General features: G+C 41.9%; 31 protein-coding genes. 13 read left to right on the top strand and 18 right to left on the bottom strand.

What is annotated here, in order from left to right:
* Window positions 1–3: 3 nt before the first annotated feature.
* The 3 genes from EZV76_RS06520 to EZV76_RS06530 all read right to left on the bottom strand — a co-directional run bounded on the left by EZV76_RS06520 (window position 4) and on the right by EZV76_RS06530 (window position 1,778).
* Window positions 4–579 carry a TMEM175 family protein gene (locus tag EZV76_RS06520; RefSeq protein WP_136565791.1) on the bottom strand — a complete coding sequence of 192 codons (576 nt, stop codon included), beginning with the start codon at window positions 577–579 and terminating at the stop codon, window positions 4–6.
* A gap of 51 nt (window positions 580–630) precedes the next feature.
* On the bottom strand, window positions 631–1,221 hold the full coding sequence (locus tag EZV76_RS06525; RefSeq protein ID WP_136565792.1) for a PepSY domain-containing protein: 591 nt from the start codon (window positions 1,219–1,221) through the stop codon (window positions 631–633).
* Between the two features lie 65 nt (window positions 1,222–1,286).
* Window positions 1,287–1,778: a GNAT family N-acetyltransferase gene (locus tag EZV76_RS06530; protein WP_136565793.1), complete on the bottom strand. Its 492-nt coding sequence runs from the start codon at window positions 1,776–1,778 to the stop codon at window positions 1,287–1,289.
* A 209-nt stretch (window positions 1,779–1,987) separates the two neighbouring features.
* Here EZV76_RS06530 and EZV76_RS06535 point away from each other — a divergent pair, with 209 nt between their 5' ends.
* Window positions 1,988–2,182, top strand: a complete 195-nt coding sequence (locus EZV76_RS06535) for a helix-turn-helix transcriptional regulator (RefSeq protein ID WP_236640870.1) — start codon at window positions 1,988–1,990, stop codon at window positions 2,180–2,182.
* A 5-nt stretch (window positions 2,183–2,187) separates the two neighbouring features.
* Here the strand turns inward: EZV76_RS06535 and EZV76_RS06540 are convergent, their stop codons facing one another.
* From EZV76_RS06540 to EZV76_RS06555, 4 genes are all read right to left on the bottom strand, one after another.
* Window positions 2,188–2,577, bottom strand: coding sequence for a nuclear transport factor 2 family protein (locus tag EZV76_RS06540; RefSeq protein WP_136565794.1), 390 nt, complete (start codon window positions 2,575–2,577; stop codon window positions 2,188–2,190).
* A 26-nt stretch (window positions 2,578–2,603) separates the two neighbouring features.
* Complete coding sequence (locus tag EZV76_RS06545) at window positions 2,604–2,981, bottom strand: nuclear transport factor 2 family protein (RefSeq protein ID WP_136565795.1); 378 nt, start codon at window positions 2,979–2,981, stop codon at window positions 2,604–2,606.
* 61 nt (window positions 2,982–3,042) lie between these two features.
* Window positions 3,043–3,666: a class I SAM-dependent methyltransferase gene (locus tag EZV76_RS06550; protein WP_136565796.1), complete on the bottom strand. Its 624-nt coding sequence runs from the start codon at window positions 3,664–3,666 to the stop codon at window positions 3,043–3,045.
* 30 nt (window positions 3,667–3,696) lie between these two features.
* Entirely contained in the window at window positions 3,697–4,590 is an 894-nt protein-coding gene (locus EZV76_RS06555) for a TraB/GumN family protein (protein WP_201741831.1), read from the bottom strand.
* Window positions 4,591–4,757: 167 nt separating this feature from the next.
* Here EZV76_RS06555 and EZV76_RS06560 point away from each other — a divergent pair, with 167 nt between their 5' ends.
* Window positions 4,758–5,690, top strand: a complete 933-nt coding sequence (locus tag EZV76_RS06560; protein ID WP_136565797.1) for a peptidylprolyl isomerase — start codon at window positions 4,758–4,760, stop codon at window positions 5,688–5,690.
* A gap of 476 nt (window positions 5,691–6,166) precedes the next feature.
* Here the strand turns inward: EZV76_RS06560 and EZV76_RS06565 are convergent, their stop codons facing one another.
* Window positions 6,167–6,361, bottom strand: coding sequence for a cold-shock protein (locus tag EZV76_RS06565; protein ID WP_136565798.1), 195 nt, complete (start codon window positions 6,359–6,361; stop codon window positions 6,167–6,169).
* 87 nt (window positions 6,362–6,448) lie between these two features.
* Window positions 6,449–7,087, bottom strand: coding sequence for a peroxiredoxin (locus EZV76_RS06570; RefSeq protein WP_136565799.1), 639 nt, complete (start codon window positions 7,085–7,087; stop codon window positions 6,449–6,451).
* A 166-nt stretch (window positions 7,088–7,253) separates the two neighbouring features.
* Between EZV76_RS06570 and EZV76_RS06575 the strand changes: the two genes are divergently transcribed.
* Entirely contained in the window at window positions 7,254–7,796 is a 543-nt protein-coding gene (locus EZV76_RS06575) for a YfiT family bacillithiol transferase (RefSeq protein ID WP_136565800.1), read from the top strand.
* 1 nt (window position 7,797) lies between these two features.
* On the opposite strand, the gene EZV76_RS06580 is transcribed toward EZV76_RS06575, so the two are convergent.
* The 6 genes from EZV76_RS06580 to EZV76_RS06605 all read right to left on the bottom strand — a co-directional run bounded on the left by EZV76_RS06580 (window position 7,798) and on the right by EZV76_RS06605 (window position 14,080).
* The gene (locus EZV76_RS06580; protein WP_136565801.1) at window positions 7,798–8,325 is read right to left on the bottom strand and encodes a GNAT family N-acetyltransferase; all 528 of its coding nucleotides are present in this window, start codon (window positions 8,323–8,325) and stop codon (window positions 7,798–7,800) included.
* Complete coding sequence (locus tag EZV76_RS06585) at window positions 8,322–8,645, bottom strand: cupin domain-containing protein (RefSeq protein ID WP_136565802.1); 324 nt, start codon at window positions 8,643–8,645, stop codon at window positions 8,322–8,324. Before EZV76_RS06585 ends, EZV76_RS06580 begins: the two co-directional genes overlap by 4 nt.
* Window positions 8,646–9,200 (bottom strand): thioredoxin family protein, encoded by a 555-nt coding sequence (locus EZV76_RS06590; protein WP_136565803.1) that lies wholly within the window; start codon window positions 9,198–9,200, stop codon window positions 8,646–8,648. It abuts the gene before it with no gap.
* Window positions 9,201–9,253: 53 nt separating this feature from the next.
* Window positions 9,254–11,782, bottom strand: a complete 2,529-nt coding sequence (locus EZV76_RS06595) for a M14 family metallopeptidase (RefSeq protein WP_136565804.1) — start codon at window positions 11,780–11,782, stop codon at window positions 9,254–9,256.
* Between the two features lie 92 nt (window positions 11,783–11,874).
* Complete coding sequence (locus EZV76_RS06600) at window positions 11,875–12,246, bottom strand: PUR family DNA/RNA-binding protein (protein ID WP_136565805.1); 372 nt, start codon at window positions 12,244–12,246, stop codon at window positions 11,875–11,877.
* A gap of 82 nt (window positions 12,247–12,328) precedes the next feature.
* Window positions 12,329–14,080 carry an ABC transporter ATP-binding protein gene (locus EZV76_RS06605; protein ID WP_136565806.1) on the bottom strand — a complete coding sequence of 584 codons (1,752 nt, stop codon included), beginning with the start codon at window positions 14,078–14,080 and terminating at the stop codon, window positions 12,329–12,331.
* Window positions 14,081–14,257: 177 nt separating this feature from the next.
* On the opposite strand from EZV76_RS06605, the gene nusB reads away from it, so the two are divergent.
* From nusB to EZV76_RS06630, 5 genes are all read left to right on the top strand, one after another.
* Window positions 14,258–15,205, top strand: coding sequence for a transcription antitermination factor NusB (gene nusB, locus EZV76_RS06610; RefSeq protein ID WP_136565807.1), 948 nt, complete (start codon window positions 14,258–14,260; stop codon window positions 15,203–15,205).
* Between the two features lie 38 nt (window positions 15,206–15,243).
* On the top strand, window positions 15,244–15,723 hold the full coding sequence (locus EZV76_RS06615; RefSeq protein ID WP_136565808.1) for a DUF1573 domain-containing protein: 480 nt from the start codon (window positions 15,244–15,246) through the stop codon (window positions 15,721–15,723).
* Between the two features lie 13 nt (window positions 15,724–15,736).
* Window positions 15,737–16,027: a preprotein translocase subunit YajC gene (gene yajC, locus EZV76_RS06620; RefSeq protein ID WP_136565809.1), complete on the top strand. Its 291-nt coding sequence runs from the start codon at window positions 15,737–15,739 to the stop codon at window positions 16,025–16,027.
* 84 nt (window positions 16,028–16,111) lie between these two features.
* A complete protein-coding gene (locus tag EZV76_RS06625; RefSeq protein ID WP_136565810.1) occupies window positions 16,112–17,458 on the top strand; it encodes a Gfo/Idh/MocA family protein in 1,347 nt (448 codons plus the stop codon).
* A 138-nt stretch (window positions 17,459–17,596) separates the two neighbouring features.
* A complete protein-coding gene (locus EZV76_RS06630; protein ID WP_136565811.1) occupies window positions 17,597–18,391 on the top strand; it encodes a hypothetical protein in 795 nt (264 codons plus the stop codon).
* A gap of 89 nt (window positions 18,392–18,480) precedes the next feature.
* On the opposite strand, the gene EZV76_RS06635 is transcribed toward EZV76_RS06630, so the two are convergent.
* The 3 genes from EZV76_RS06635 to pepT all read right to left on the bottom strand — a co-directional run bounded on the left by EZV76_RS06635 (window position 18,481) and on the right by pepT (window position 21,515).
* Entirely contained in the window at window positions 18,481–19,614 is a 1,134-nt protein-coding gene (locus EZV76_RS06635; protein WP_136565812.1) for an FAD-dependent monooxygenase, read from the bottom strand.
* Window positions 19,615–19,692: 78 nt separating this feature from the next.
* On the bottom strand, window positions 19,693–20,283 hold the full coding sequence (locus EZV76_RS06640) for a YdeI/OmpD-associated family protein (RefSeq protein ID WP_136565813.1): 591 nt from the start codon (window positions 20,281–20,283) through the stop codon (window positions 19,693–19,695).
* A gap of 2 nt (window positions 20,284–20,285) precedes the next feature.
* Complete coding sequence (gene pepT / locus EZV76_RS06645; RefSeq protein WP_136565814.1) at window positions 20,286–21,515, bottom strand: peptidase T; 1,230 nt, start codon at window positions 21,513–21,515, stop codon at window positions 20,286–20,288.
* A gap of 99 nt (window positions 21,516–21,614) precedes the next feature.
* Between pepT and EZV76_RS06650 the strand changes: the two genes are divergently transcribed.
* From EZV76_RS06650 to EZV76_RS06670, 5 genes are all read left to right on the top strand, one after another.
* Window positions 21,615–22,034, top strand: a complete 420-nt coding sequence (locus tag EZV76_RS06650) for a hypothetical protein (protein WP_136565815.1) — start codon at window positions 21,615–21,617, stop codon at window positions 22,032–22,034.
* A 54-nt stretch (window positions 22,035–22,088) separates the two neighbouring features.
* A complete protein-coding gene (locus tag EZV76_RS06655) occupies window positions 22,089–23,129 on the top strand; it encodes a quinone-dependent dihydroorotate dehydrogenase (protein WP_136565816.1) in 1,041 nt (346 codons plus the stop codon).
* Window positions 23,130–23,135: 6 nt separating this feature from the next.
* A complete protein-coding gene (locus EZV76_RS06660) occupies window positions 23,136–23,795 on the top strand; it encodes a LysE family translocator (RefSeq protein ID WP_136565817.1) in 660 nt (219 codons plus the stop codon).
* Between the two features lie 21 nt (window positions 23,796–23,816).
* The gene (locus tag EZV76_RS06665) at window positions 23,817–24,680 is read left to right on the top strand and encodes a hydroxymethylglutaryl-CoA lyase (RefSeq protein ID WP_136565818.1); all 864 of its coding nucleotides are present in this window, start codon (window positions 23,817–23,819) and stop codon (window positions 24,678–24,680) included.
* 113 nt (window positions 24,681–24,793) lie between these two features.
* Window positions 24,794–25,972 carry a putative porin gene (locus EZV76_RS06670; RefSeq protein WP_136565819.1) on the top strand — a complete coding sequence of 393 codons (1,179 nt, stop codon included), beginning with the start codon at window positions 24,794–24,796 and terminating at the stop codon, window positions 25,970–25,972.
* The last annotated feature ends 10 nt before the right edge of the window (window positions 25,973–25,982 follow it).

Below are 25,982 nucleotides of genomic sequence, written 5' to 3' on the forward strand. Positions count from 1 at the left end.
GGGTCAACCCTCCAAAATCCGTTCGATTCTTTTGTCGGGAATGAGCCAAATCAAGGCTACAAGGACGAACATAGCTCCTGATACCCATGGTGTAATCCAGGCAAAAGCAATCCCAATAAGGTACAGAATGGGGGAAAGCTTGCCCTTCAGGTCCTTGCCCACGGCTTTTTTCAATACGGAGTCCTCTCCCTGTGTTTTAATGATAGTGTACTGTAGATAGAAATACGCCAGTGCTGCCATCAAAAGGATGACACCATATAGGGCAATAGGGTTTTCCGAAAAATGGTTTTCGCCCATCCACCCTGTTACAAAGGGAACCAAGGAGAGCCAGAACAAAAGATGCAGATTGGCCCAAAGTACCTTTCCCGTGACCTTTTTTACCGTGTGCATCATATGGTGATGGTTGTTCCAATAGATGCCCAAATAGATAAAACTGAGCACATAGCTCAAAAAAACTGGGATCAAAGGAACAAGGTCCGTGAATTCCTCTCCGTGGGGAACCTTGATTTCCAAAACCATGATGGTGATGATGATGGCCAGTACGCCATCGCTGAAAGCTTCCATTCGTCCTTTGGTCATAATAGAGGTATTTAGGGTTGGATCATACGCCTAATATACCAAAATGACCATTTAACCTGTCTTTGAAGTCGACACAAGTTTGGACTTTGTGGTCTTTTTCATTCTTTTGGGGCCGTACCACAACCAAAAACCTGTGATGGTGAACAACAAGAGTGAAGTGCCCATCATACTGGTATACACCAATTTTATCACTCCCGAAGTTCCCAGATAACGGTCCAGAATGGAGCCGTCGTGTACTTTTTCCAAAAAGTCTGAACGGCGCTGGCCAATGGAAAGCACATTGCCCGTGGCACCATCCAACTGTACCTCGTAGTATTCATCCACAAAGACAAACTTTACCATGCCCTTGTCTTTTCGCATATCAATGCGGTCCAGTTCCAAGGAAAGTTGGGGCGAAACGGAGTTGTGCAAGGTATTGCAGGCAACGGTATGTAGGCTGTCCACTGGGAGCCAGTCCCGTAGATCGGTGGAAGTGCCCTTTTGCGACTCGGGAAGGATCATCCCTGCAGTGTTCTTTTTCCAGCCGAGCAACAGGCCGGAGACCGATATGAAAAAGAAGAATACAAATAAAAAGGCACCTGTGGTACGGTGCACTTTTCTAAAAACCCGTAAAATTTTCGCCTGCTTTTTTCTTTTCCCCATACAACTGTAAAATAGGTACAAACAATCCTATAAAAATCGGCAAAATTTATGAGATTTCCAGAAATTTAAGACTTATGGGATTCTACCGCATTTGGGTTCCATAAGCGATACCTGATGAACCGTTCATTGCCCACATGAAGCTCACGTTCCCTTACAAACCCCAAGCGAAGCAAACCTTGTACGCGGGTGCGCGTGGGCGGGAACAATACGGTTACCGAGGGCAGTCCCATCTCCCCAAAAGCCTTTTTAATGATGCCTTTATACAAGCTTTTGCCCAGTCCCCAATAATCCGGATGGAGGACCAAGGCCAGATCGGCCTCCCCATTTTCGGGCTGTAGGCCGCCCCAACCTGCAAACGTGCCATCTACCACAAAGGCCCATGGTCCGTACCCGTGTTCCTGCCACAGTTGTTCCTTGGCGGTGATAAAGGCCTTGCAGTGCTCCTCGGTGAAATTTTCTTTTAGCAAGGGCATTTGGCGGCGGACCAAGGGATGGTTCATCAAGGCAATGAGCTGCGAATTTTCAATTTCGGGGAGGCGTTTGTAGGCTATATGCATGTTTGGGAATAGTTTGGATCCTATGAGGTGGATTGGTCGGGATCCTGCTCCAAAATAACAAGGGAAAGCTTTTTTCTGAACGATAAATCTTTAAAATGTCATATAATTATATGACAGTCAATAAATTAATTTGATTTGTCAAACTTTTGTATGACACAATTTCCATTTCAATAGTTGATATTTGTTTTGTGGACAAAGAAGAGCTAAAAATGAAACTCAGAAAGCGGTTGGTCCAACTCCGGGAAGAAAAGGGGTTGCGGCAAGCCGATTTGGCATATGCTTGTGGTAAAGACCGGCAAGCTTTGGAGAAGATTGAAAATGGGAGGGTAAATCCAACGGTCTACACTTTATATGAAATTGCCCAAGTTCTGGAAGTTCCCTTGCTGGAGCTTTTTAGGTTTTAAGGAGATCATTGCATCACATCAGCCACCAACTTGGTGTCCGTATATTGGGTAAACTTGGTGATCTTTCCGTTTTTCAGGACATACCGATGGGCAAAATCCGCGGTCATGGATTTTCCCGTTTTGCCATAAGTGCCCTTGTACTGTCCAATGGCAAAGACCGATTCGCCTACATCCACATATTCGTCAATGGTTGCGGTCCAAGAGGTCCAGTTCTCCCCAAAATTCTGGAACACGTTTTTGAGAATGGCATCAAACCCAATATGGTGCCCTCCATTGGGAAAGCCCTTCATTTGGATCCATTCAATGTCCAGGGCAAATTTTTCCTTTATGGCGTTGGTATCTCCTTTGGAGAAGTCTTGGTACAAATCCTTTATGGTTTCAATGTTCGATTTCATTCCTTGTAGTATCTCTGCGGTTCGTTTTATAGTTTGATGACGTAGGAGGTCATGCTCTTGATCTTTTCGCCTTTGGCCCCTTTGAACTCATAAAAGTCCGAAAAGGCATACTGCTTTCCGTTCCGCATCACCATGGTCCCGCGTACAGCCCCTTCTTTTCCGTGGCTAAGGATTTGGTCCAAGATCAATTCCGATATGTTTTCGGTGGTCATTTGTTCCAATGCATCGGCAAATTGCTCTTTTCCCTCTATTTTTCCATTCCCAACAATGGTCCAGACGATATCATCCGTTACACTGTCCAGAAGGAATTTCACATTGGCTTTGACAAACGCACTATTGAATTCTTTCAAAAATGCCATTTTGGGAGAGTTTCCGCAGTTGGGCTTCGAGGTGATTTTTGTCATCCGGCAGGTTTTTGGTCTAAGTTCAGGGTTTCCAGTTTCAAAAAAGAGTGATTTGGTTATTTTATTTTTTCCGTCCCACAAACCGCACCACCGAACCAGTTCCCGAGTGGTAAAGTCCTTCGTTGAGCTCAACTTCCTTTTCCACAAGCTCAATGATTTCATAATCCGTAAAATCTTGGAGCAATTCTTCCATGGAGAAGAGGCTTTCCAAGTCCCTAGGGCCGCCCACCTTGGGGTTTTTCTCCCGATAGGGCAGATGTTTTTTCCCAAAAGCCTCAAAAATTACCGTCCCACCCTTGCGTAAATAGGCGCTGAGCAGTTTGTGGTATGTGGACTTAATGGAGGCCGGAAAATGGGCATAGATCAGTACAATGGCATCAAATTGCCCTTCGGTATATGCAAGGTCGGGTAGTTGCCCCACCTCATAGTTCAAGTATACTTTGTTCTTTTCGGCAAGCTGTAATGCTTTTTTCCGTCCTTCCGTACTGATGTCGAATGCGGAAACGGTCCAACCCAATTTGGCGGCATACACGGCATTGCGGCCTTCACCCTCAGCGGCAAAGAGGATGCTCCCAGGCTGAAGCTTTTCCAATTGTTCGCGCAGATACTCATTGGGTTTTTCCCCAAAGGCGTATGCAGTGTTGCTATATCGTGCGTCCCATCGTTTTAACCAAGGGTCTTTCATATTGTATGATTTTAAATTTATGACATGGCATTAGTTTGGTGCTACCGGGGTTACGGTATAGCCCAAAGCCTTTAACTGGGGTATCAACCCACATTCATACATAAGATGGCTTAACCCTACCACAATAAAACAGTTATTGGTTTGTAGTTTGCTCTCTATAGTTTTCATCCATGCCTTGTTTCTATTGGTCAAGATCAAAGTATTGGTGCAAGGACGGTTCCATTGGTAATCAATATCCATTTTGGCGTACCAATCCACTTCTCCACAACCATCTTTATTTTTGGATTTTATTTTGTCCATGATACCTGCAAGTCTTTTTTTATGGACTCTTTTGGGCATGCCTTCCACATCTTTGTTGATAAGATTGATTTGTTCTTCCGTGGTTTCCAATCCCAACAGGGGAATGTTTAGATTTTGGGCCTTGGTGCCTATGTAATCATCCAGGGAAAGATAATTGGCTTCAGTATCTTTTGACAAACAGATTCGTTCTTTAAAATAGCGGTTCAAGAACACGTGAAGCTCGGTCGGCGTCAATTTGTTGAAGTCCATTTTGCTTGATGCAAAAATACGTTGGACCCATTGTAAATCTTCTCTGTCCAAGTACTGATTCCACTTGGTTTCCACTTCACGGTGGTTAATGATATCCTCGGCCATTTGCCCAGGTACATTCAGATTTTCCTTTATTAATAGGTCCGAAGTCGCCAAAAATTCATTGGCTGATGTGAGGGAATCAAAGAACTGTTTTCCAAACGCATGGTGCGTCCCAAACAAATAAGAAGTTTTTTGGGTATTGGGGCTGGTAACCTTAAAGAGGAGCGTTTTTATGGGAAAGACACTTCGGGCTGTACCTTTTTTGCCATATGTGGTGGTAACGCATAGCATGGCGCATAAAAATAAGGCGCTCCAGTTCATTGTATTTGTCATGTATCAAATTTTCGAAAGAATCTTTACTGAGGTTTTGATGGTTGCATATAGGTATAAAAATACTTTCTATTTCCCAAAAAACCATCTATTCAAGGTAATGCTCTTTAAAACCCCTACCTTTGCATCCTTGGAAAATATAACATCCGAATAATTTATAATCAGAAGATATGCAAGACGGAATCTACGCGAAATTCAATACCTCCAAAGGTGAAATATTGGTGAAGCTTACTTATGATAAAACCCCGGGTACTGTGGGTAATTTTGTGGCTTTGGCAGAAGGAAATATGGAAAATTCGGCAAAACCACAAGGTAAACCCTACTATGATGGGTTGAAATTCCACAGAGTTATTGCTGATTTTATGATTCAAGGAGGCTGTCCGGAAGGTACTGGAACTGGAGACCCTGGGTATAAGTTTGATGATGAGTTTCATCCGGAATTGACCCATGAAGGACCGGGGGTACTTTCTATGGCCAATGCTGGTCCTGGTACCAATGGGAGCCAATTTTTTATTACCCATGTGGCCACACCTTGGTTGGACAATAAGCATACAGTTTTCGGACATGTGGAGCATGGACAGGAAGTTGTGGATACCATTGCTCAAGGAGATGCTATTGAAAGTTTGGAAATAGTCAGAGTAGGAGATGCTGCCCAAAATTGGAATGCCATTGAGGCTTTCAGGACTTTTGAGGGTGCCCGTGAAAAACGAATTGCGGAAGCTAAAGCCAAGGCAGAAGCGGAGATGGAGGAGTTGGCTGCTGGTTTTGACAAGACCGACAGCGGACTACGCTATAAAATTATTCAAAAGGGAAGTGGTGCCAAGCCCCAAAAAGGGAGTACCGTTTCAGTACACTACGAAGGCTGTTTGTCCAACGGGCAGGTTTTTGATTCTTCCTATAAAAGAAATCAACCTATTGATTTTAGCCTTGGTGTTGGCCAAGTAATTCCTGGATGGGATGAAGGGATAGGATTGTTGCAGGTAGGTGATAAGGCCAGATTTGTAATACCATCGCACTTGGCGTATGGAAGTGCTGGAGCTGGAGGTGTTATTCCACCAGACGCCACTTTGATATTTGATGTGGAACTGATGGATGTGAAATAACATGAGTTTAATTCAATGATACTGGAAAAGCTTCCTTAAAAAAGGGAGCTTTTTTATTTTGTGCTTTTGCTACTGATCAACAGTACACCAAAGTTGACAACCAGTAATAGAAGTAAAACGGTAAAGAATGTGCCCATATTGGATTTTTGTCTTTTTATTGATAACAATTCAACGTAAGAAAACCCTACTCTATTGCCTTTAATTTTAAAAACTTACTCTATTCTCCGTTGAGAGTCCCTTATTTTAAGAACCCTTTTTGGAACCAATGGCACTTACAATGAGCAATAATGCATTGATGATAAAAAGGATGAGGAGTATCCAAAAAAAAGCGGTCATGGTATTTGTTGTTTAATGGTTATGGGGAACGGTGTTTTAGAGTAGATAGTAAAAAGAAAAGAGGTTGCGTGGAATTTTTAAAAAAATAAAACCCGGACAATTGTCCGGGTTTTTGATCTATAAAAAAGTACGTTTATGCCTTAATCAATAACTTGCACGTTTACGGCGTTTAATCCTTTTTTACCTTGTTGTAGTTCAAATTCTACAACATCACCTTCTCTAATTTCGTCGATCAAACCTGAAACGTGTACAAAGTGATCTGTTTCTGAACCTTCTTCAGTGATAAAACCATAACCTTTTGAATCATTGAAGAATTTTACTGTTCCTTTACTCATAATAAATACTAAAAAAATTAATTGAGCAGCGAAAGTACATTTAATTTATTGATAATTAGGCTTTTTATGCTTTTTTCTTGTAAATAACTATGCTGTTGGGTCTGGAGTTAACCGCAAATAAGGCTTAACTTCTTCAACGCCACGGGAAAAGATTTGTTTGGCCTCTTCGGTGGGTATGGCAGGACTTACCACTACTTTTTCCCCATTTTTCCAGTTAGCAGGAGTGGCCACTTTGTGGTTTGCCGTTAACTGAAGGGAATCCACGACCCTCAGCAACTCGTAAAAGTTTCTTCCTGTTGAAGCGGGATAGGTCAATATTAACTTAACTTTTTTGTCAGACCCAATAATGAATACCGAACGAACGGTAAGGGTGTCGTTGGCATTTGGGTGAATCATATCATATAGGTCGGATACTTTTCTGTCCTCGTCCGCAATAATAGGAAAATTGACTACTGTTTGCTGTGTTTCGTTGATGTCCTTTATCCATTCCTTGTGGGATTCGGCACCATCAACACTCAAAGCCATCATTTTAACATTGCGCTTATCAAATTCGTCCTTAAACTTGGCGGCAGTACCCAACTCTGTTGTACAAACCGGAGTAAAATCGGCAGGGTGGGAGAAAAGAATGCCCCAACCATCACCAAGATAATCGTAAAAGTTCAATGTGCCCTCAGAAGTTACGGCAGTGAAATCAGGAGCGGTATCGCCCAATCGTAGTGTGGCCATTTGTATTTTGTTTTTAGATTAAAAATAATAGTATCCTACAAAATTAGTAGATAAATTAATTGTTGGTTTTTCAGCGCGTTAAAAGTGTATTAAAATTCTATGCTGCACTTATACTTTGTAGTCGTGTGATTTGTGTTTGCATGCAAGAGTTCATTATTTTTGATGTATGGAAAAAGAACAATTGGAACAACTTCGGTATCCCATCGGGCACTATCAGATTCCAGAACCGATCACGCAACAAAATTTGGATGAATGGATTGCTATTTTGGAATATCTTCCCGAGCGCTTGGCAAATATGGTCAATCCACTTTCCGAGGAACAATTGGAGACTCCTTATCGCCCAGATGGTTGGACGGTGAGGCAGTTGATACACCATATTTCGGATAGTCACCATCATAGCTATATTCGATTTAAATGGGCACTTACCGAGGACAATCCGTTGATCAAGCCTTATGATGAGAAAGCTTGGGCAGAATTGTTTGATTCCAAGACCGCTCCCATACAAATGTCCTTGGACCACTTAAAAGTGGTACATGCCAAGCTTGTACATCTTTTAAAAGGCCTTACAGAGGAAGATTTACAATGCAAGTTTACGCACCCCGATGGTAATGAGGAGACAACACTAAAGGAAAACATAGGACGCTATGCATGGCACGGCAGCCATCATTTTGCCCATATTAAAAATCTTTTGGAACGTCAAGGCTGGTAAATCAAAGTTGTTTTGTCAAAATGTACATGGCTTTTTCTGAAGGTTTTGCCCCAATAATGGTAAGTTCACTTTCTCTTTTTATTTTGAAGCCATTTTTAAGGTAAAATTGCAAGGGTTTTCCTTTTTGCATGGTATCTAGCCAAACCACTTTCTTTTTTAGGTCGATGGCTTCTTTTTCGATAAGCTGAAGCACCTTTTTACCCAATCCTTTTCCAGAAAATGCCTTGAGCAGATAGATTTTTTCTGCTTTGAGTGATGTCTCATCAGGAAATTCATCCACCCCTTTGTTCTTCACCAATTTTACGATGCCAACAATATCCTGACCCATTTTTACAAGGTAATTGGTTACGTTGGGGTCCATTAACTCTGCACTTACAATAGTGTTGGTAAAGCCAATGGAAATATAAGGAGTAGGGTCTTCATTTTCCCACAGATGGAGGTAGTGTTCCCGATAAGATTTTTTCCCAACGGAGATATACGTTTCCAGTGTGGAAGCATCCACGGTCTCCAAAACAACAAGATTGTTCATATGTCGCTTTCTCCTCCTTCAGGACCATAGAATAATACCCATGTGGCAAAATCATCAGTAAAATTTTCAAACCGATGTTTCACTCCTGCAGGCACAAACAAGAAATCCCCAACCGAAAAAGTGGTTCTCTTTCCATTGTTCAAAAACTCACCACTTCCAGAAATTACTACATACACCTCGTCCCTGGAATGGGGTTGTTGTAGATCGACTTTTTCTGGTTTGTAAATTTCAACGGACAGACTGCCGTGCTGAAACAAGGTCAAAAAGCGGGAATTTTTGGTCGATAGTTCTTCCAGGGCCTCTTTTGGACTGATTTTCATCTACTTCCATTTAATATTGCAGCCAATACTAGGCTTCTGATCTATGTTTACTTGCTTCCCGGTTAAAATGGCATCCATGGCATCTTGGAGGTCGGACCCGGTGAGTGGCAAGCCATTTCCCGGTCTTGAATCGTCCAATTGTCCTCGGTACACCAATTCCAAACCAGAATTGAAAAGATAAAAGTCAGGCGTGCAGGCTGCGTCGTATGCTTTGGCCACTTCCTGACTTTCATCATAGAGATAAGGAAACGTGTATTCCATTTCCCTGGCATTTTCTTTCATAAGATGCGGGGCATCCTGAGGATAATTAACCACATCGTTGCTGGAAATCGCCACAAAACCAATACCATGGGCTTGGTATTGCTTGCCAAGTTTGGATATCATTGGGTTTACATGAATCACAAAGGGGCAATGATTGCAAATGAACATGACCACGGTTCCTTTTTCTCCTTTCAAATCTGATAAAGAAAGGATTTTATCAGAAACAGTGTCCCTTAATTTGAAATCTGGAGCTTTGGTGCCCAGTGGCAACATATTGCTTGGGGTTCTAGCCATAATTGTTCATTTTTGGATGACTCTTTCCATTAGTGGATGCACTACAACATCCCTTACATCATGTGTCCAAAGAAAATGGCGTTCATCAAAAGCTTGTTGGTGCCATACCAAAATGCCCTGAAGTTGGTGTTGTCTGTAAACAATACCACTCTTCCCTTACCCATTCGTTTTACCTTGAATGGAACACTATTTTTGATGAGTTCTGCATTTTCTTCCGAAATATAACCACTCAACAACGGATTATTGGTGTACTGAATCGGGTTGTCATAGCTGTTCTTTTCTGGGTTCAAATAGATGTTGGTATTTCTGAATAGGGCCAATCTGTCGTTTTTGTAACCATAATTAATGGGATGTGATCTATCCAATATGGCTTCAAAGATGGCGCCACCTGTAACTTGGGCTCCTTGAAAATCCTGTTTTTGATCAAAAGGAATGTTTTTGGCGACCAAAGTATCCTTGCGTAGCTCTAAATCTATGAATTCGTTGCTTTTAAACCAATTGGCCGTGTTTCGGTAGCCAATCACGGTACCCCCGTTCTTTACCCATTCCTTAACCTTTTCGGCACCTTTTTTATCCAATAGATTACTGCCGCCCCAACCAGTTCCTGGAAGAATCAATGCAGTGTACGAATCAAGATCCGCACTGTTGAAATAACGGGTGTCTATTTTTGTGATTTTCATGTCGTAGCGCGTATCGAACAAGTGCCAGATTTCCCCGGCATCGTAGGAACGCGTGCCATCTCCTATCAACAAGGCAACTTTCTGCTTTTTCAGGGCTTCAAAATCATTGCTTCCCAAATCTATGCCTTGGGTATAGCCTGTTGAAACACCATTAATTTTAATGCTACTTTCTTGGGCAATTTTATTCAAAAAGGTATAAAGCCCATCCGAATCCAGTTTTTGATTTTGGACGGGAACCATGATAGAACCATAGTCATAGCGTGTTCCTTCCAAGGTAAAGGGAGACATGGCCGCTTTGGCCCTCAATCCTTTTTCCAAAATTTTGTTCAAGACCTTTGGTGTATAATATTCATGCCACTCGAACACATAGGCGTAGCTGCTCTTTTTGTCAACGCCGCCAGAAGGTTTTTCAAAATCCATAACCTCAGGTCCTGCATTGGACAGGGAACTAAGTTCTGCGTAATCCACATTGAAGGCCAAAGGAAAGGTCCAAGCGGAGATGTCATAAAAAAGACTATCGGTAAAAGTGGTTCGCTTTTCAAACATGGCGTTGATGAGTCTTGGATTCTTTTGGTTCATCGGAACTACATAGCTATGCCCTTTTTTGAAAGTTTTCCCACCAATGGTGGCATCAGAGGCTAATTCGTGAAACTTGATCTTATGTCTCTTAAGAATTTCGGCCAAATGCCAAGTTTTTGAAGCGTCCTTGCTGTCACCAAAAATAATGGCCTTTGTTTTGCTACGGGCGGCTTCATTGCGAAGGTCTGCATAGAACGCTTTCTGATAGTCCAAAATTTTGGTGCGCATATTCTTTGCGGCCTCAATGGTAGATAGCGCAGTAGTAAATTGGTTTCTTATGGTAAATGGGAAGGTTAAAATACCATTTTCGCTCTCTTGGATATGACCTCTTGAGCTGCCTTGTTCAAAAAGAATGCCAATGCTTCCATTTACATCGGGGAAGGTAGACCCCTTGCCGTAATAATAATCATCATAATTCTCTTCGGAGTAGTAGAGTGACCCAATTTTGTCCAAAGCCTTGGCATGGTAGCTTCCAATTTCCTTGGTAAGTTCCTGATTTATTTTTGGTGTCAATGGATGTACCCTTGTAGGTTCCCCGGGTTGAAAGAAAAAGGTGGAGTTAGTGCCCATTTCATGGTGGTCGGTCAAAATATTGGGCAACCATTTGTGAAACGTTTCAATTCGGGCTCTACTCTCTGGCAATTGCACGGGAAGCCAGTCACGGTTCATATCAAACCAATAATGATTTGTACGTCCTCCGGGCCATACTTCATGGTATTCCCTTTCGTTGTTGTCTGGATTTAAGTTCTGGCTTTTGTGGATGTTGGCCCAATAGGCAAAACGTTGTAGCCCATCAGGATTGAAACTGGGATCCATGAGAATGACCATATTGTCTAAAAGAGATTCAATTTCTGGGCCTTGGGCAGCAGCAAGATAATAGGCGTAAGCCAATCCCGCATTGGAACCACTGGGTTCGTTTCCGTGAATGGAAAACCCTTGGTAGACCACAATGGGCATATTGGCGGTGTCTGTATTGGCATTTCCTTCGGAAAGAGCCACATGCTGTTGCCGAATGGTCTCTATATTTTGATGATTTTTTGGTGAAGTCACCGTGAGCAGGAGTAACGGTCTTCCCTCAAAAGTTGTTCCCCGATTTTCAATGGTGATTCTGTCGCTGGAAGCGGCAAGGGTCTGCATGTAGAACATCAATTTGTCGTGGGTCACGTGCCATTCCCCAACTTCATGGCCAATGACATCCACTGGTTTTGGGATTGTACAATCATAAGAAATGTCATCGGGCAAATAATAGTCCAAAGTAACTTCTTGGGCATTAAGGGTAAAACTTGCAAAAATGGCAAGGAAAAGGAAGTTGAAATTTTTCATTGGTTTCTTCTTGAATTAGTCATAGGTTAAAAATAAAAAAACGACCTACATTGTGAAGGTCGTTTTAATGTTTTTTTAGGATGATATCCCAATTAAATGTCATCAAAATCAACATCGGTAAAACTACCTGGGGCAGTTCCATTTTCACTAATGTCGTTTTCTTCTTTTTTAAAATCCTTTTGATGACGTTCGGAAATTACCTCTTGGCCCTTTTCGTCAATGATGTAATCCATCATTTCTTCCATAATTTCCTTGAAAGCGGTAAAATCTTCTTTGTACAGATAGATTTTGTGCTTTTTGTAGTGGAAGGAGCCATCATCATGGGTAAATTTTTTACTTTCCGTAATGGTTAAGTAATAATCACCGGCCTTTGTGCTTCTTACATCAAAAAAGTAAGTTCTTCTCCCGGCCCGTAAGACTTTGGAGTAAATTTCTTCCTGATCCATGATATCTTTCTCGCCCATGTGGTCTGTTGTTGTAATTAGTTGCTTTGTTGTATAATTCTACCAAAAATGTAAAAAAAAAGCTAATTCAGCAACTTTTTTATTATTCTTTCCCTGAAAGCTGGTTGATATAGAGTTCTTTATAATAACCATCAACATTGTTCAATTGATCATGGGTGCCTTCTTGAATAATCTTGCCATTTTCCAACACAATAATCTTATCGGCATTCTTGGCAGATGATACCCTATGACTTACTATCAGGGTGGTCTTGTTTTGGGATGCCCGTTTGAGATTGTTCAGGATTTCTTCCTCAGTTTCGGTATCCACGGCGGACAAGCAGTCATCAAAAAGATAAATTTGGGGGTCTTTGAGCAACGCCCGCGCTATGGAGACCCGTTGCTTCTGTCCACCACTAAGGGTTATACCCCGCTCACCTAGTATAGTATTGTATTTCTTGGCAAAACCCTCAATGTTTTCATGCACAACGGCTTTCTTCGCCACAGCTACAATCTCATCAAATGAAGCATTTTCATCACCAAAGCGGATGTTGTTCTCTATGGTGTCCGAAAAGAGGAAAGCATCCTGCGGTACGGCACCAATAGAACTCCTTAGACTGTTCAGGTTCAGCTTTTGAACGGGAATACCATCTACCAAAACCTCGCCCGAAGAGGTGTCGTACAAGCGGGCCACCAAATCCAGGATAGTGGATTTTCCAGATCCCGTTTTTCCTAAAAAAGCAACGGTTTCCCCAGCTTTTATTGTAAAGGATACATTGTCCAAGGCAGTAATGTTGGTGTCATCATAGGTGAAGGACACATTCCTGAACTCAATATCCCCTTTGATAGGTGTAGACGCTACAACCTCATTTTTAATGGTGGGTTGTATGGTTAAAAATTCATTGATCCGTTTTTGTGAGGCTTCAGCTCTTTGGATGATGGAAGTGAGCCATCCCACAATGGCGACAGGCCATGTTAGCATGTTTACATATAGGATAAACTCAGCAATAATTCCAAAAGATTCTATTTGCCCATTTATATATTGCATGCCACCCACGTAGATAACAATGGTGTTGCTAATACCAATGAGCAGCACCATCAAGGGGAAAAACCAAGCGTTTACTTTGGCCAAGGCCATGCTAGTGTCCTTTCCTTCTGTGGCCAAATCCCTAAGTTCTTGGTTGATCCGTGGTTCTATGCTATAAGCTTTGATCACGGAAACCCCTGAAAAGGATTCTTGGGTAAAGGTGGACAGGGTTGACAGGAATTCTTGGACCTTGGTACTTCTTTTATGGATGATTTTACTGATCTGATAAATCAAAACCGATAAAACAGGTAAAGGCAACAAAGTATAAGCAGCCAAGGTTGGCGCTTTTATGAACATTAATGGGATCAAACAGGCAAAAAGCGTGAAGGTCTGGATGCCATACATAATGGCAGGTCCGCCGTACATGCGCACTTGGTTGATATCCTCGCTGATACGGTTCATGAGGTCCCCGACACGATTCTTTTTGTAAAAATCAAGGTTCAGGATTTGATAGTGATCAAACACCTCGTTCTTTAGGTCATATTCAATATACCGGGATACATTAATGATGGTCTGCCGCATCAAAAAAGTGAACAGAGCGGAAAGTAAAGCCGCTCCAACTACAATCAATATGTAATGGAACAAAGATTGCTTTGCTTCGGAAAGTGTAATGGTATTTCCAGTGTACTTTTCAACAATTTGGATGGAATTGTTCACGTAATGGGGTAAGACCAAAGAGAACAATCTAGCAATGATGGTGATCAACACCCCCATCAATAACTTAAACCAATATTTTTTGAAGTATTTATTAAGGTGTTTCAGTTCCTTCATAAGAGGGAAGGTGGTTTTTAGAACGTCTGATGATTGACAATCGAACAAAGATATACCATTGGCCCGAAAATAAATGTTATAAAACTGATAAGAAAACAACTTTGGTAGGCCACATTGAAATATAAGACTATTTTTGCGCTGTGAAAGCCAATCAATGACTTTAAAAGTTCTTTAAAAATGCTTACCAGAAGGCATATCAGAGTAAAAGTGATGCAGTGCATCTACGCACTGGTCCAATCCAAGGACGACTCCTTGCAGAAACAGGAAAAATTCCTAAGAGTTAGTATTGAAAATATGTACGTGCTCTATTTGCTGATTCTAAGCCTTTTGGCCGAATTACAGCGTTTGGCGGCCAAACATGCCAGTCATGCTTCCAAAAAGTACCTTGCCACTGAGGAAGATAAGTATCCCGATCGGGAAAAGTTTGTGAAGAACAGGTTATTGCTTCAAATTGCTGAAAATGAACTCCTGAAAGACGAACTTTCCAAAAGAAAATTGAACAACTGGTACTTGAACGATGAGTATGTAAAGATTCTGTACAAAGAGGTCGTTTCCAGTGAGATATACAAAGAATACATGACCAATGGAAAGGATGGATATGAAGACGATAGGGAAGTGGTGGCACAGCTTTTTAAGGAAATAATTGCCCCGAATGAGAAGATTTATGAATATTTTGAGGATGATAAACTCACTTGGGTCGATGATTTCCCCATTGTGAACACTTTTTTGTCCAAACGACTTCGAAAAGCAACCGAAGCTTCAGGGAATCGTTTTTTTCTACCCTCCTTGCTCAAAGACCAACAGGATATGATTTTTGCAAATGACCTTTTGACCAAGACTTTGCTCAATGATGCCAAATGGGAAAAGGAAATTGAGGGGAAAACTCCCAATTGGGACAATGACCGTATAGCCGAAATAGATCTGATCATCTTAAAAATGGCCATCTGTGAGTTGCTCAACTTTCCTTCCATTCCGGAGAAAGTAACCTTAAACGAGTATTTGGAGATCGCCAAGGAGTATTCCACACCAAAGAGCAGTATTTTCATAAATGGGGTTTTGGACAAGTTGGCCAAAGAGTATAAATCTGACGGAAGACTACAAAAAATAGGTAGAGGATTACAATAAACAATATTTGAGTATTTTTGGAAAAACAAATTTTTATCATGAAAAGAATAACAACAGTTTTTAGTTTGATCATGGTTGTTGCCATGATCAGTGTTTCCTGCAAAGACAAGGCATCCAACAAAATAGTTGCCGACAATGTGGAAAATGCAACTTCAAGGGACGAAGCTCAAAAACAGCTTCCCGTAATGAGCTTTGAAAAGGCTGAGCACGATTTTGGTGCCATAACCCAAGGAACTCCACAAGAGACTACTTTCAAGTTTACCAATACCGGAAATGCCCCCTTGATCATCACCGATGCAAGAAGTAGCTGTGGTTGTACTGTGCCGGAATATCCAAAGAACAGCCCGATTGCTCCTGGGGATTCAGGCGAATTGGTAGTAAAATTCAACGGTTCAGGACAAAATCAGGTGACCAAGAACATTACCGTTACAGCCAACACAGAAAAAGGCACTGAAACCTTAAGGATCAAAGCCTTTGTTAATCCTAAGGAAGCGGCTCCTGCCGGTCCTGTTAAATAGATAAATTACCTTAATGGAAAGTTTAGGACAGTTTTTACCTCTGATATTGATTTTTGCCGTGGCGTATTTCTTCATGATTCGTCCGCAGGTCAAACGTCAGAAGGATGAGAAGAAATTTACTTCGGAGTTGAAAAAAGGAGACCGCATCATCACAAAAAGTGGGCTTCACGGCAAAATCGTGGAATTGAACGACAAGGATTTCTCCTGTGTCATTGAAACCATGGCAGGCCGTCTAAAGTTTGATCGTTCCGCCATTTCCATGGAAATGAGTAGAAAATTGAACACTACTCCGGATAAAAAATAGTTTCTCAAGAAATTAAAAGTAAAACGTCCCTCACAATTCAGTTTGTGGGGGACGTTTTTTTGTATCTTATTCAAAATTTGAAAAATGGGTACAAGAAGACAATTCATAAGACAAGGGTCGTTATATACGGTTGGTTTGGGAACTTCCTTGTTTTTTCCCACAGAGATTTTGGCCACTATCCGAAAGACCATCAGCCCCAATGATAAAATTCATGTGGGACTTATAGGTTGCAATGGTATGGGATTTGCCAACCTTACCTCAATTTTAAAGAATAGTGAGGTTGAAGTAGTGGCACTATGCGATGTGGATGAGAATGTGCTTCGTGCCAAGACCGCAAATTTGGAAAAGGCCAACATCAAAAAACCAAAATGGTATTCGGATTATCGCAAGATGTTGGAAGATAAAGACATCCATATTGTCATTATTGGAACTCCTGATCATTGGCATTGTCTTCAATTGGTTGATGCAGTGGATGCCGGAAAAGATGTCTATTGCGAAAAGCCCATTGCCAATTCCATAGCTGAGTGCGAAGCCATGTTGTCTGCTGTTGATACCAGCGACCGAATGGTGCAGATAGGACAGTGGCAGAGAAGCCAACCCCACTTTGTGGATGCTATAAACTATGTGCATTCGGGGAAATTGGGTCAGATACGTTTGGTAAAGACCTGGGCCTACCAAGGTTGGATGAAATCCATTCCCAAAGTGGCCAACAGTACCGTTCCGGCAGGGGTGGACTATAAGATGTGGTTGGGCCCTGCACAAGACCGTCCTTTTAATAAAAATCGCTTCCATTTTGATTTTAGATGGTTTTGGGACTATGCAGGAGGTTTAATGACCGATTGGGGTGTGCATTTAATTGATTATGCCCTGTATGGTATGAAGGCAGCCACGCCAAAGTCCGTGATGGCCATGGGAGGGAAGTTCGCCTACCCTGATGATGCCGCTGAGACTCCGGATACATTGCAAACGGTGTATGAGTTCGATGGCTTTTCACTTTTGTGGGAACATGCCAACGGTATAGATGGTGGTAACTACGGCAGAAACCATGGTGTAGCCTTTATTGGCAACAATGGCACCTTGGTGTTGGATCGCGGAGGATGGGAAGTCATCCCTGAGAAAAATCGACCTAACTGGAGTGAGGATTTGGGACCTAAAATAGAGCCGGTGCCCCTACAGACCGTAGATGCGAATGGCTTGGATTTACATACAGTAAATTTCTTGGAAGCCATTAAGAAAAGGGACAAGACTATTCTTAATGCTCCTATTAAGGTAGGTTACGATGCCGCGGTTGTTAGCCATATGGGCAACGTAGCCTATAAAACGGGAGAGCGCTTGTTCTGGGATGCCCAAAGAAAACAATTCAATCATAAAGAGGCCGATTTACTATTGGTCAATGAATACCATAATGGCTGGAAAATGCCAACCAAATAAGTTCCGTCAAACATTATGAATGTTTTCCTCGATAGCCGTTCACAGGCCATGTGTTTATGCTTTGCATTGGTGTTGATGTTAGGATGCTCAATTCCAAAAAAAGAAATTGCATCGCAGGTAAGACAAGTACCTTCTCCCATGCAGGATCATATCCGGGAACACGCCCGACTGAAGAATGAAGAGCCTCCGGGTACTAAGATTTTATTGGAGAATATATTGTCTAAACCGGTTACAGTATACTTGCCTCCTGCTGCGGAGGGCATTAGAGAGTTGGATTTGCTCATCCATTTTCATGGAACACCCTTTGTGGCCATGCAGGCCGTTCACAATTTAAAAAGGCCTATGGTTTTGGCCGTGGTGCAACAAGGTTCGGGTTCTTCGGTCTATGCAGCGCCTTTTGTCGATGTGGAGGTCTATCCCCGTCTGTTGAAAACCATACAGGATGAATTAGGTGTAGACCAGATCGGAAAAGTATATTTTAGCTCCTTTAGTGCCGGATATGGTGCCGTTCGTGAGTTGTTGAAAGCACATGAAGATAGGATATATGGTATTGTGCTTTTGGATGGACTCCATACCGATTATCTTCCCGATGCCACCCCTTTAGCACAAGGCGGACAATTGAATGCGGAAAAAATGAAAGGTTTCTTGGCATTTGCCCAAAAAGCAGTCAACGGAGAGAAGAAGATGCTCATAACCCATTCCGAGATTTTTCCGGGAACCTATGCCAGTACCACCGAAACCGCCGATTGGTTGATCACGGAATTGGGGTTAAAACGAAACCCGATTCTGGAATGGGGTCCCATGGGCATGCAACAAGTGTCTGAAACCCAAAAAGGCAATTTTGAGGTCAAGGCGTTTGTGGGCAATACAGCCCCCGATCATGTGGATCATTTGCATGGGCTAGAGGATTTTATAGAAGTGATGATAAATTGAGAAATACAGTTTTTGACTTGTTCGAAGCCATGTTTTTTTGGTATCACAATAGGCTGTCGCAAAAGAGGGATATAACAAATTTGACTGCGTTAAATAGTTTCAAGTTTGAATATTTGTTGGGATTGCTTCTTGTTGATTCTGTTAGGAGTGATTTTTATGAGCTGATCTCTTAATCCAGTTGCTATTGGGTTTTTCCAATGCGCAATCTTTCCTATTCGCCAACTTGTGTTTATAATACTGTTTACTTTTAGCATTCTTAATTTCTGAAATGTTGAAAATGCCTCATTACCATTAAATTTACTCAAACACTCTGCAAGGATATATGCATCCTCTATTGCTTGACATGCTCCTTGACCCATATTTGGGGTTGTGGCATGGGCTGCATCTCCTATCAGACAAGTATTGTTTTTGTACCATTTTTTTATGGGTGCTAGGTCGGCAATGGTTGCTGTATGAATTTTCTCTATTGGAGTTTTTGAGATTATGGACTGTATAATATGGTCATATCCTGAAAAAAAATCAGGTAGCTTATCCACTGAATGCTCGCTGGCACTTTTTTTAAAGGTTTTTGAAGCATACCAATAAACTTCATTTGACCCAATTTGCACAAATCCCAACCTGTTGCCTTTTCCCCAAGCTTCATTGAGTTCGTTTTTGAATTTTTTGGGTAAAGCATGATTAACAGTTCCACGCCAGCAAACTTGAAAAGCGTTTCTTATTCTTGTGGTTGGAAACAAAAAACCTCGAACCGTAGAGTTAAGCCCGTCAGCTCCCAATGTAATTTTAGAGTTGATTTTTTTACCGTTTTCAAACCTTAAAAGATTGGAGTTGCCCACCACTTCCATTTTTGAAAGTTTGTAGCCCAGTTTCAAACTATTGGACTCTAATTCCGTTGCCAATATTTTTTGAAGTGCTGCTCGGTGAATGGCAATATTTTGACAATCATACTTGGTCTCAAAGTATTTTAAATCTATACTTGAAAGTTTCGTCAAATTAGGCGAGGTGATATTCATGCAAGATATTCGATTCCCGTTTTGAACAATTTTAGAGTCCAAGCCTAGTCTCTGAAAAACTTGCATAGCATTGTTTGCAAGTATTATACCAGCCCCAACTGGTTTTAACTCATCAGCTTGTTCATATACCTGAGCTCTTATTCCTTTTCTTTGAAGGGCTATGGCCATAGTTAAACCTCCTATCCCTCCTCCTATAATATCCACTCTCATTTTAATAATTCATAATATAGGTTTAAATGAGTGCGAAAATTCAAGCAATAAATTACGACTTCCATAGTAGTGTAATATTTATCTATAGGCGTCATTTAACCCAATGCCCCTTTCAATCAAGGGCAGTATTTTTTCCAACCGTCTTTGTTTGGTCTGCTCTTGTTTGGCTTCAGAGATATATTCGCAAAATTCTTTTTGTTTATAGGGAGTAAAATTTTCGAATGCGGTTCGCAACTCCTTATTTTCCTTTAATTTTTCCTGAAGCAATGACGGAATGGTCACTTTTGATGTCTTTTCCACAGTAATCTCCAAACCCTTTTTTTGATTTTCAATGGCTTCCTGCATATAGGCGAGCACACTTTTTTTATCAATTCCATCTAGCGTATGGAACTTCCAATGCCGCATACCCTTGGTTTTTCCTTCTTGGGCATTTTCCAACATTTTTTTGGGATCTTTCAAGAACACCCCATTAAAGAACCAGACCCCAAAATGATTTTTGAACTTGCAGATGCCAAACACATTTTTGCCATTGACCGTATACACCGGAAAACTCCATTTAAAGTCCTCCTCACTTTCGGTTTGCAGGGCCAGTTTTCTGAGTTGGGCTATGCCTTCTTTAAATGGGTGGTCTTTGCTATAATACGCCGCTATTTTTTCTGATTTTCCCATAATCATTTAATTTGACTGGCTGTAAGTTCGCAAATCTTTACAATAACCTGAACAGCTTTTTCCATACTTTCCAAAGGGACATATTCATATTTCCCATGAAAATTGTGTCCTCCGGCAAAGATGTTGGGGCAGGGTAGTCCCATGAAACTCAATTGTGACCCGTCCGTTCCGCCCCTAATGGGTTTAATGATGGGTTCAATGCCCAAGGATTCCATGGCCTCCTGTGCAATCTCCACAATGTGGAACACCGGCTCCACCTTTTCACGCATGTTGCGGTATTGGTCTTCAATCTCCACAGCGATGCAATCTCCATGTTTTTTATTGAGTTTTTCGGTGATATTGACAAGAAGCTCCTTCCTGGCTTGAAAATGTTCGGCATCATGATCACGGATGATCAAGTCTATTTGGGCCTTTTCAATTTCCCCCTTAAGCTTGTGCACATGGAAAAAGCCTTCCATTCCTGTGGTATGTTCCGGGACTTCCCTCAGAGGGAGCAAACTTAAAAATTCATTGGCTATGGAAATGGCGTTTACCATTTTGTTCTTGGCATAGCCGGGGTGGACGCTTTTTCCTTTAACCATGATTTTGGCACTGGCCGCATTAAAGTTTTCATATTCCAGTTCGCCCACTTGACTACCGTCCATGGTATAGGCCCAATCGGCACCAAACTTTTTTACATCGAACTTGTGGGCGCCCCTTCCAATTTCTTCATCTGGGGTGAAGGCAATCCGTATTTTTCCATGTTTTATTTCGGGATGTTGTACCAAATACTCCATGGCCGTAATAATCTCGGCAATACCTGCCTTATCATCAGCTCCAAGCAAGGTATTGCCGTCCGTGGTGATCAAAGTTTGACCTTGGTACTGCAATAAATCCTCAAAATAACTTGGGGAAAGCACAATGTTCTTCGTCTTATTTAGGACAATGTCCGTTCCATCATAATCTTTTATAATCTGTGGTTTTACATTCCTTCCCGAAAAATCAGGAGAGGTGTCCATATGCGAAATAAAACCGATGGTGGGCACTTTTTTGTCCAGATTACTGGGTAAGGTTGCCATGATGTAGGCATTCTCATCAATGGAAACTTCCTGAAGACCAATTTGATGTAGCTCCAGAACCAATTTTTTTGCCAAATCCCATTGTTTTTCCGTACTAGGGGTAGTTTTGGAGTAGGGGTCACTCTGAGTATCGGTGGTTACATAATCCAAAAAACGGGACAATAGTTTTTCCATGTTGTGCTTTTTATCAAAAATAATGGTTATTCAATGGTAATTTTAAGAAAAGAGTGTTTTAAAACTTATCTTTCCCATGCTTTTCAAAATTGACCAAACTTGCACAGAATTTTAGTAATTGTTTTTCTTTCATCCGTCTTTGGCGTAAAGGCGCAACAGGAATGTGCCTTGGGCGTGGGAGGTACAGATTATGAAACCATTGCGGAGGTGTTTCAGCTAAACGATGAGCAGAGACAAAGTCTTAGGAATTGGAGCGCCGAATTAAAGGTCAGGAATGAAATCCTGGGTAATCAGGCTGAGTTTCTTTTAAAACAGCATGAAGAAAGTTCTCCCGAAGTCTTGATGACTATTTCCAAAGAGTATAAGACCATTATGGACAGTATGAAACAAAATGTCCGCATGATGGACAAAAGATTACTGTCAATTTTTAATCCAAAACAGTATAACTTTTACGTGAAACTCTGCGACCAACTTACCTTGCGCCCTATCTATATAAACAGGTCAGTTGACGAAAAATGAACGATTTGGTGTGTTCTGTTTTAAGAGTTTTTATTTTTGTTGAAAATCTTTTGAATGTATAAAACCCTCATTCGCCCAATCTTATTTTTGTTTGATCCAGAAAGCGTGCACCACTTTTCATTTTGGGCTATTAAATGGTTTTCCAGAATGGGACTTGGGCCTCTTTTCAGAAAGATTTTTGAACTAAAGGACCCAAGGTTGGAACGAGAGGTTTTTGGGGTGAAATTCAAAAATCCTGTGGGTCTGGCCGCTGGATTTGATAAGAATGCACAACTCTTCAACGAATTTTCGGATTTTGGTTTTGGTTTTGTTGAAATAGGGACCTTGACCCCCAAACCGCAACCCGGAAACCCTAAGAAGCGGCTTTTTAGACTACGAAAGGACAGTGCCATTATAAACCGAATGGGATTCAACAACCATGGGGTTTTTGAAGCGGTGGAACTGTTGAAGAAAAAGCATCGGGTCATTGTGGGTGGTAACATTGGTAAGAACAAGGTAACTCCCAACGACCAAGCCGTTAAAGATTATCTAATCTGTTTTGAAGCTCTTTTTGAGCATGTAGATTATTTTGTGGTCAATGTAAGTTCACCGAACACACCAGGATTACGGGAGCTTCAGGATAAAGAACCGTTGACCCAACTGCTAAAAAAACTAAAGAGGCAGAATGCCAAGCAGGCTAAAAAAGCGAACAAAAAAGAAAAGCCCATCCTTTTAAAAATTGCGCCAGATCTAAGCAATGACCAACTTTTGGACATTATAGCTATTGTAAAAGCCACGGAAATTGATGGGGTCATTGCCACAAATACTACCATTTCCAGAGAAGGCCTTAAATCTGACCTGATTGTTTCAGAGGAGCAAGGAGGGCTTAGTGGCAAGCCTTTGGCCAAAAGGAGCACAGAGGTCATTCGGTTTTTGTCCGAAAAGAGCAACAAGGCATTCCCAATCATTGGGGTGGGGGGAATCCATTCTCCTGAAGATGCCCTTGAAAAATTGGATGCTGGTGCCGATTTGGTGCAGTTGTACACCGGATTTATTTATGAAGGTCCGGGTTTGATCAAAAAAATCAACAAGGCCATTTTGGACCGCACATCGTAGAACAAGATGCATCAGTTGTTCCTGGTAAGCACCGAAACCATTAATTATCCCATTCTTATTGGGTTTTTGGTTTCTTCTGCGGCCTTGGCCATTTCTCCTGGACCAGACAATATTTTTGTGCTTACCCAAAGTATTTCCAATGGTGTCAAGGCAGGCTTGGCTACGGTTTTAGGATTGGTCAGTGGGTGCTTGGTGCATACCACTTTGCTTGCTTTTGGAGTGTCCGAAATCATTAAGCGCAGTGATGCCCTCTTTTTTGGAATAAAACTTTTTGGCGCTGCATATCTTATCTATTTGGCAATTAAAGTTTATAGAGGCAGCGATGCCATTCACGTTGAACAAGAAAAAGGGCCTTCACAAAGCTCTTTTAAACTGTTTAAGACCGGTTTTGCCATGAATGTCCTCAATCCCAAGGTCACTATTTTCTTTCTGGCATTTTTTCCGGGCTTTCTCTTTAGCGAAACGTTGAGTTCGGTACTCCAATTCTATGTGCTTGGCCTGCTATTTATGTTGGTGGCTTTCGCCATTTTTGGGATGATCGCGTTTTTGGCCGGAAGCATTTCAACCTATTTAATGCGCCATCCCAAAGTAGGAAGTTATCTCAAATGGGTCCAGATCATTGTTTTTGTGGGAATCGCTATTTATCTATTGCTATCGGATAAATAGTGCTAATTTTACAGGCAACCAATGTCAAAAGTAAAGCTCATAGAATGTCCGCGTGATGCCATGCAAGGCATAAAGACCTTTATTCCCACCGAGGAAAAAGTAAGGTATATCCAGTCGCTTTTGGGATGTGGTTTTAACACGTTGGATTTTGGCAGTTTTGTCTCGCCCAAGGCCATTCCGCAGATGCAGGATACAGCAGAGGTTTTGGCAGGATTAGATCTTTCTAAAACGAAGAGTAAGCTCTTAGCTATTGTAGCCAATATCCGAGGTGCGGAGGATGCCTGCAAACACCCTGAAATTACTTACTTGGGTTACCCATTTTCAATTTCCGAAAACTTCCAAATGCGGAACACCCATAAGACCATAGCGCAATCTGTGGATACCCTAAAGGGTATACTGGAATTGGCAAATGCCCATGGCAAGGAAGTGGTAACCTATATTTCCATGGGATTTGGAAATCCTTATGGCGACCCTTGGGATGTGGACGTGGTAGGGGAGTGGACTGAAAAATTGGCCGATATGGGTACCAAAATTTTGTCCCTTTCCGATACCATTGGGAGTTCCACCCCAAAGACCATTTCGTATTTGTTTTCCAATCTCATCCCCAAATATCCGGATATTGAATTTGGCGCACATTTGCACACCACCCCGACCAAATGGCATGAAAAAGTGGATGCGGCCTACAAAGCAGGTTGCAGACGCTTTGATGGTGCTGTTCAGGGCTTTGGAGGATGTCCCATGGCCAAGGATGAGCTTACCGGGAACATGCCCACGGAAAAAATGCTATCCTATTTTACAGCCGAAAAAGCCGATTCAGGTGTAAACTGGATGGTTTTTGAGGCTGCTTACAACAAGGCCACCGAACTTTTCTCCGCGTATCATTGATTTTTTTTGATGCTTGTCGTGTACTAAGCCTTAAAATTTATTTAAACTAAGTCCAAATAAATTTGGTTGCTTTAAGAGGTAGGAATATATTTGCCGCGCAATTATTAAAAAACATGAAACAAACAACTATTCTATTTGCTTTGTTATGTGCATCATTTACGTTTGCACAGACACAAACCGACTCAATCCAACTTGATCCCCAGAAACAAATCAACGCTGCACAGCGTTTACTATCAGGAAATTATGCTTCTGCAGTAACCGTGGGTGCCTATGGCGAGATGCTGTACAATCAGCCTGAAGGAGATAACGGTGAATTGGATGTACAACGTCTGGTTCTACTTTTTGGATACCGATTTGACGACCGTACCCAGTTTGTTACAGAGGTGGAATTTGAGCACGTTGAAGAGGTCTTTGTGGAGCAGGCTTTTGTGAACTACAATGCGGCTCCCAACCTTAATATCCGTGGTGGATTGATGTTGGTTCCCATGGGAATCATAAACGAATTCCACGAACCAACCACGTTTAATGGAACAGAGCGCCCAGGTTTGGACAATTCCATTGTTCCCACCACTTGGCGTGAGCTTGGGGTAGGGGTAACCGGAAGGTTCAACTCCATTTCCTTGGGATATCAAGCCTACCTTTTTAATGGATTCAAATCTGCTGAAGCCGATGGCGAAGGTGGTGTAGCTGGGAAATTAAGTGGTTCCAGCGGCCTTCGTGGTGGAAGACAAAAAGGAATCCAATCCACCATTGATAGCCCTAACCTATCCACCAAGCTGGATTACTATGGCATTCCCGGATTACGATTGGGTTTTTCAACCTATTTTGGACGTACCCAAGCTGATGACGACGTAGAGGAATTTGATGGTGCGGATATTGGTATCGCCATGTTCGGACTGGATGCCCGATATGCCTACCAAAACTTTACGGCCAGAGGACAATTTATACATGCCTCGCTATCAGATACCGATGCCTATAATGATCTAACCGGAAGTAATTTGGGAAGTGCATTGCAAGGTTGGTATTTGGAAGGAGCCTATAATGTCCTTCCAGCGGGAAATAGACAAAAGCTTTTTGCTTTTGCTCGTTACGAAATGTATAACACCCATGCGGATACCGAGGGTGGTTTGGTAAAAAATGAGGCCTATGACCGTACCGATGTTACTACGGGATTAACCTATCACATTGCACCAGGCGTGGTGGTCAAGGGAGACTATCAGTTCAGGAGTAATGCTGCAGATGACTCAGATGTGCAGGACCGTTTGAACTTTGGAATAGGAGTTTGGTTCTAAGAAGATTGAA

The organism is Flagellimonas alvinocaridis (genome assembly GCF_004916895.1).
GTDB lineage: Bacteria > Bacteroidota > Bacteroidia > Flavobacteriales > Flavobacteriaceae > Flagellimonas > Flagellimonas alvinocaridis.

Coding starts and splice junctions, on each gene's coding strand:
- EZV76_RS06520 (WP_136565791.1), bottom strand. CDS start 579: ATGACCAAAGGACGAATGGAAGCTTTCAGCGATGGCGTACTGGCCATC.
- EZV76_RS06525 (WP_136565792.1), bottom strand. CDS start 1,221: ATGGGGAAAAGAAAAAAGCAGGCGAAAATTTTACGGGTTTTTAGAAAA.
- EZV76_RS06530 (WP_136565793.1), bottom strand. CDS start 1,778: ATGCATATAGCCTACAAACGCCTCCCCGAAATTGAAAATTCGCAGCTC.
- EZV76_RS06535 (WP_236640870.1), top strand. CDS start 1,988: ATGAAACTCAGAAAGCGGTTGGTCCAACTCCGGGAAGAAAAGGGGTTG.
- EZV76_RS06540 (WP_136565794.1), bottom strand. CDS start 2,577: ATGAAATCGAACATTGAAACCATAAAGGATTTGTACCAAGACTTCTCC.
- EZV76_RS06545 (WP_136565795.1), bottom strand. CDS start 2,981: ATGACAAAAATCACCTCGAAGCCCAACTGCGGAAACTCTCCCAAAATG.
- EZV76_RS06550 (WP_136565796.1), bottom strand. CDS start 3,666: ATGAAAGACCCTTGGTTAAAACGATGGGACGCACGATATAGCAACACT.
- EZV76_RS06555 (WP_201741831.1), bottom strand. CDS start 4,590: ATGACAAATACAATGAACTGGAGCGCCTTATTTTTATGCGCCATGCTA.
- EZV76_RS06560 (WP_136565797.1), top strand. CDS start 4,758: ATGCAAGACGGAATCTACGCGAAATTCAATACCTCCAAAGGTGAAATA.
- EZV76_RS06565 (WP_136565798.1), bottom strand. CDS start 6,361: ATGAGTAAAGGAACAGTAAAATTCTTCAATGATTCAAAAGGTTATGGT.
- EZV76_RS06570 (WP_136565799.1), bottom strand. CDS start 7,087: ATGGCCACACTACGATTGGGCGATACCGCTCCTGATTTCACTGCCGTA.
- EZV76_RS06575 (WP_136565800.1), top strand. CDS start 7,254: ATGGAAAAAGAACAATTGGAACAACTTCGGTATCCCATCGGGCACTAT.
- EZV76_RS06580 (WP_136565801.1), bottom strand. CDS start 8,325: ATGAACAATCTTGTTGTTTTGGAGACCGTGGATGCTTCCACACTGGAA.
- EZV76_RS06585 (WP_136565802.1), bottom strand. CDS start 8,645: ATGAAAATCAGTCCAAAAGAGGCCCTGGAAGAACTATCGACCAAAAAT.
- EZV76_RS06590 (WP_136565803.1), bottom strand. CDS start 9,200: ATGGCTAGAACCCCAAGCAATATGTTGCCACTGGGCACCAAAGCTCCA.
- EZV76_RS06595 (WP_136565804.1), bottom strand. CDS start 11,782: ATGAAAAATTTCAACTTCCTTTTCCTTGCCATTTTTGCAAGTTTTACC.
- EZV76_RS06600 (WP_136565805.1), bottom strand. CDS start 12,246: ATGGGCGAGAAAGATATCATGGATCAGGAAGAAATTTACTCCAAAGTC.
- EZV76_RS06605 (WP_136565806.1), bottom strand. CDS start 14,080: ATGAAGGAACTGAAACACCTTAATAAATACTTCAAAAAATATTGGTTT.
- nusB (WP_136565807.1), top strand. CDS start 14,258: ATGCTTACCAGAAGGCATATCAGAGTAAAAGTGATGCAGTGCATCTAC.
- EZV76_RS06615 (WP_136565808.1), top strand. CDS start 15,244: ATGAAAAGAATAACAACAGTTTTTAGTTTGATCATGGTTGTTGCCATG.
- yajC (WP_136565809.1), top strand. CDS start 15,737: ATGGAAAGTTTAGGACAGTTTTTACCTCTGATATTGATTTTTGCCGTG.
- EZV76_RS06625 (WP_136565810.1), top strand. CDS start 16,112: ATGGGTACAAGAAGACAATTCATAAGACAAGGGTCGTTATATACGGTT.
- EZV76_RS06630 (WP_136565811.1), top strand. CDS start 17,597: ATGCAGGATCATATCCGGGAACACGCCCGACTGAAGAATGAAGAGCCT.
- EZV76_RS06635 (WP_136565812.1), bottom strand. CDS start 19,614: ATGAGAGTGGATATTATAGGAGGAGGGATAGGAGGTTTAACTATGGCC.
- EZV76_RS06640 (WP_136565813.1), bottom strand. CDS start 20,283: ATGGGAAAATCAGAAAAAATAGCGGCGTATTATAGCAAAGACCACCCA.
- pepT (WP_136565814.1), bottom strand. CDS start 21,515: ATGGAAAAACTATTGTCCCGTTTTTTGGATTATGTAACCACCGATACT.
- EZV76_RS06655 (WP_136565816.1), top strand. CDS start 22,089: ATGTATAAAACCCTCATTCGCCCAATCTTATTTTTGTTTGATCCAGAA.
- EZV76_RS06660 (WP_136565817.1), top strand. CDS start 23,136: ATGCATCAGTTGTTCCTGGTAAGCACCGAAACCATTAATTATCCCATT.
- EZV76_RS06665 (WP_136565818.1), top strand. CDS start 23,817: ATGTCAAAAGTAAAGCTCATAGAATGTCCGCGTGATGCCATGCAAGGC.
- EZV76_RS06670 (WP_136565819.1), top strand. CDS start 24,794: ATGAAACAAACAACTATTCTATTTGCTTTGTTATGTGCATCATTTACG.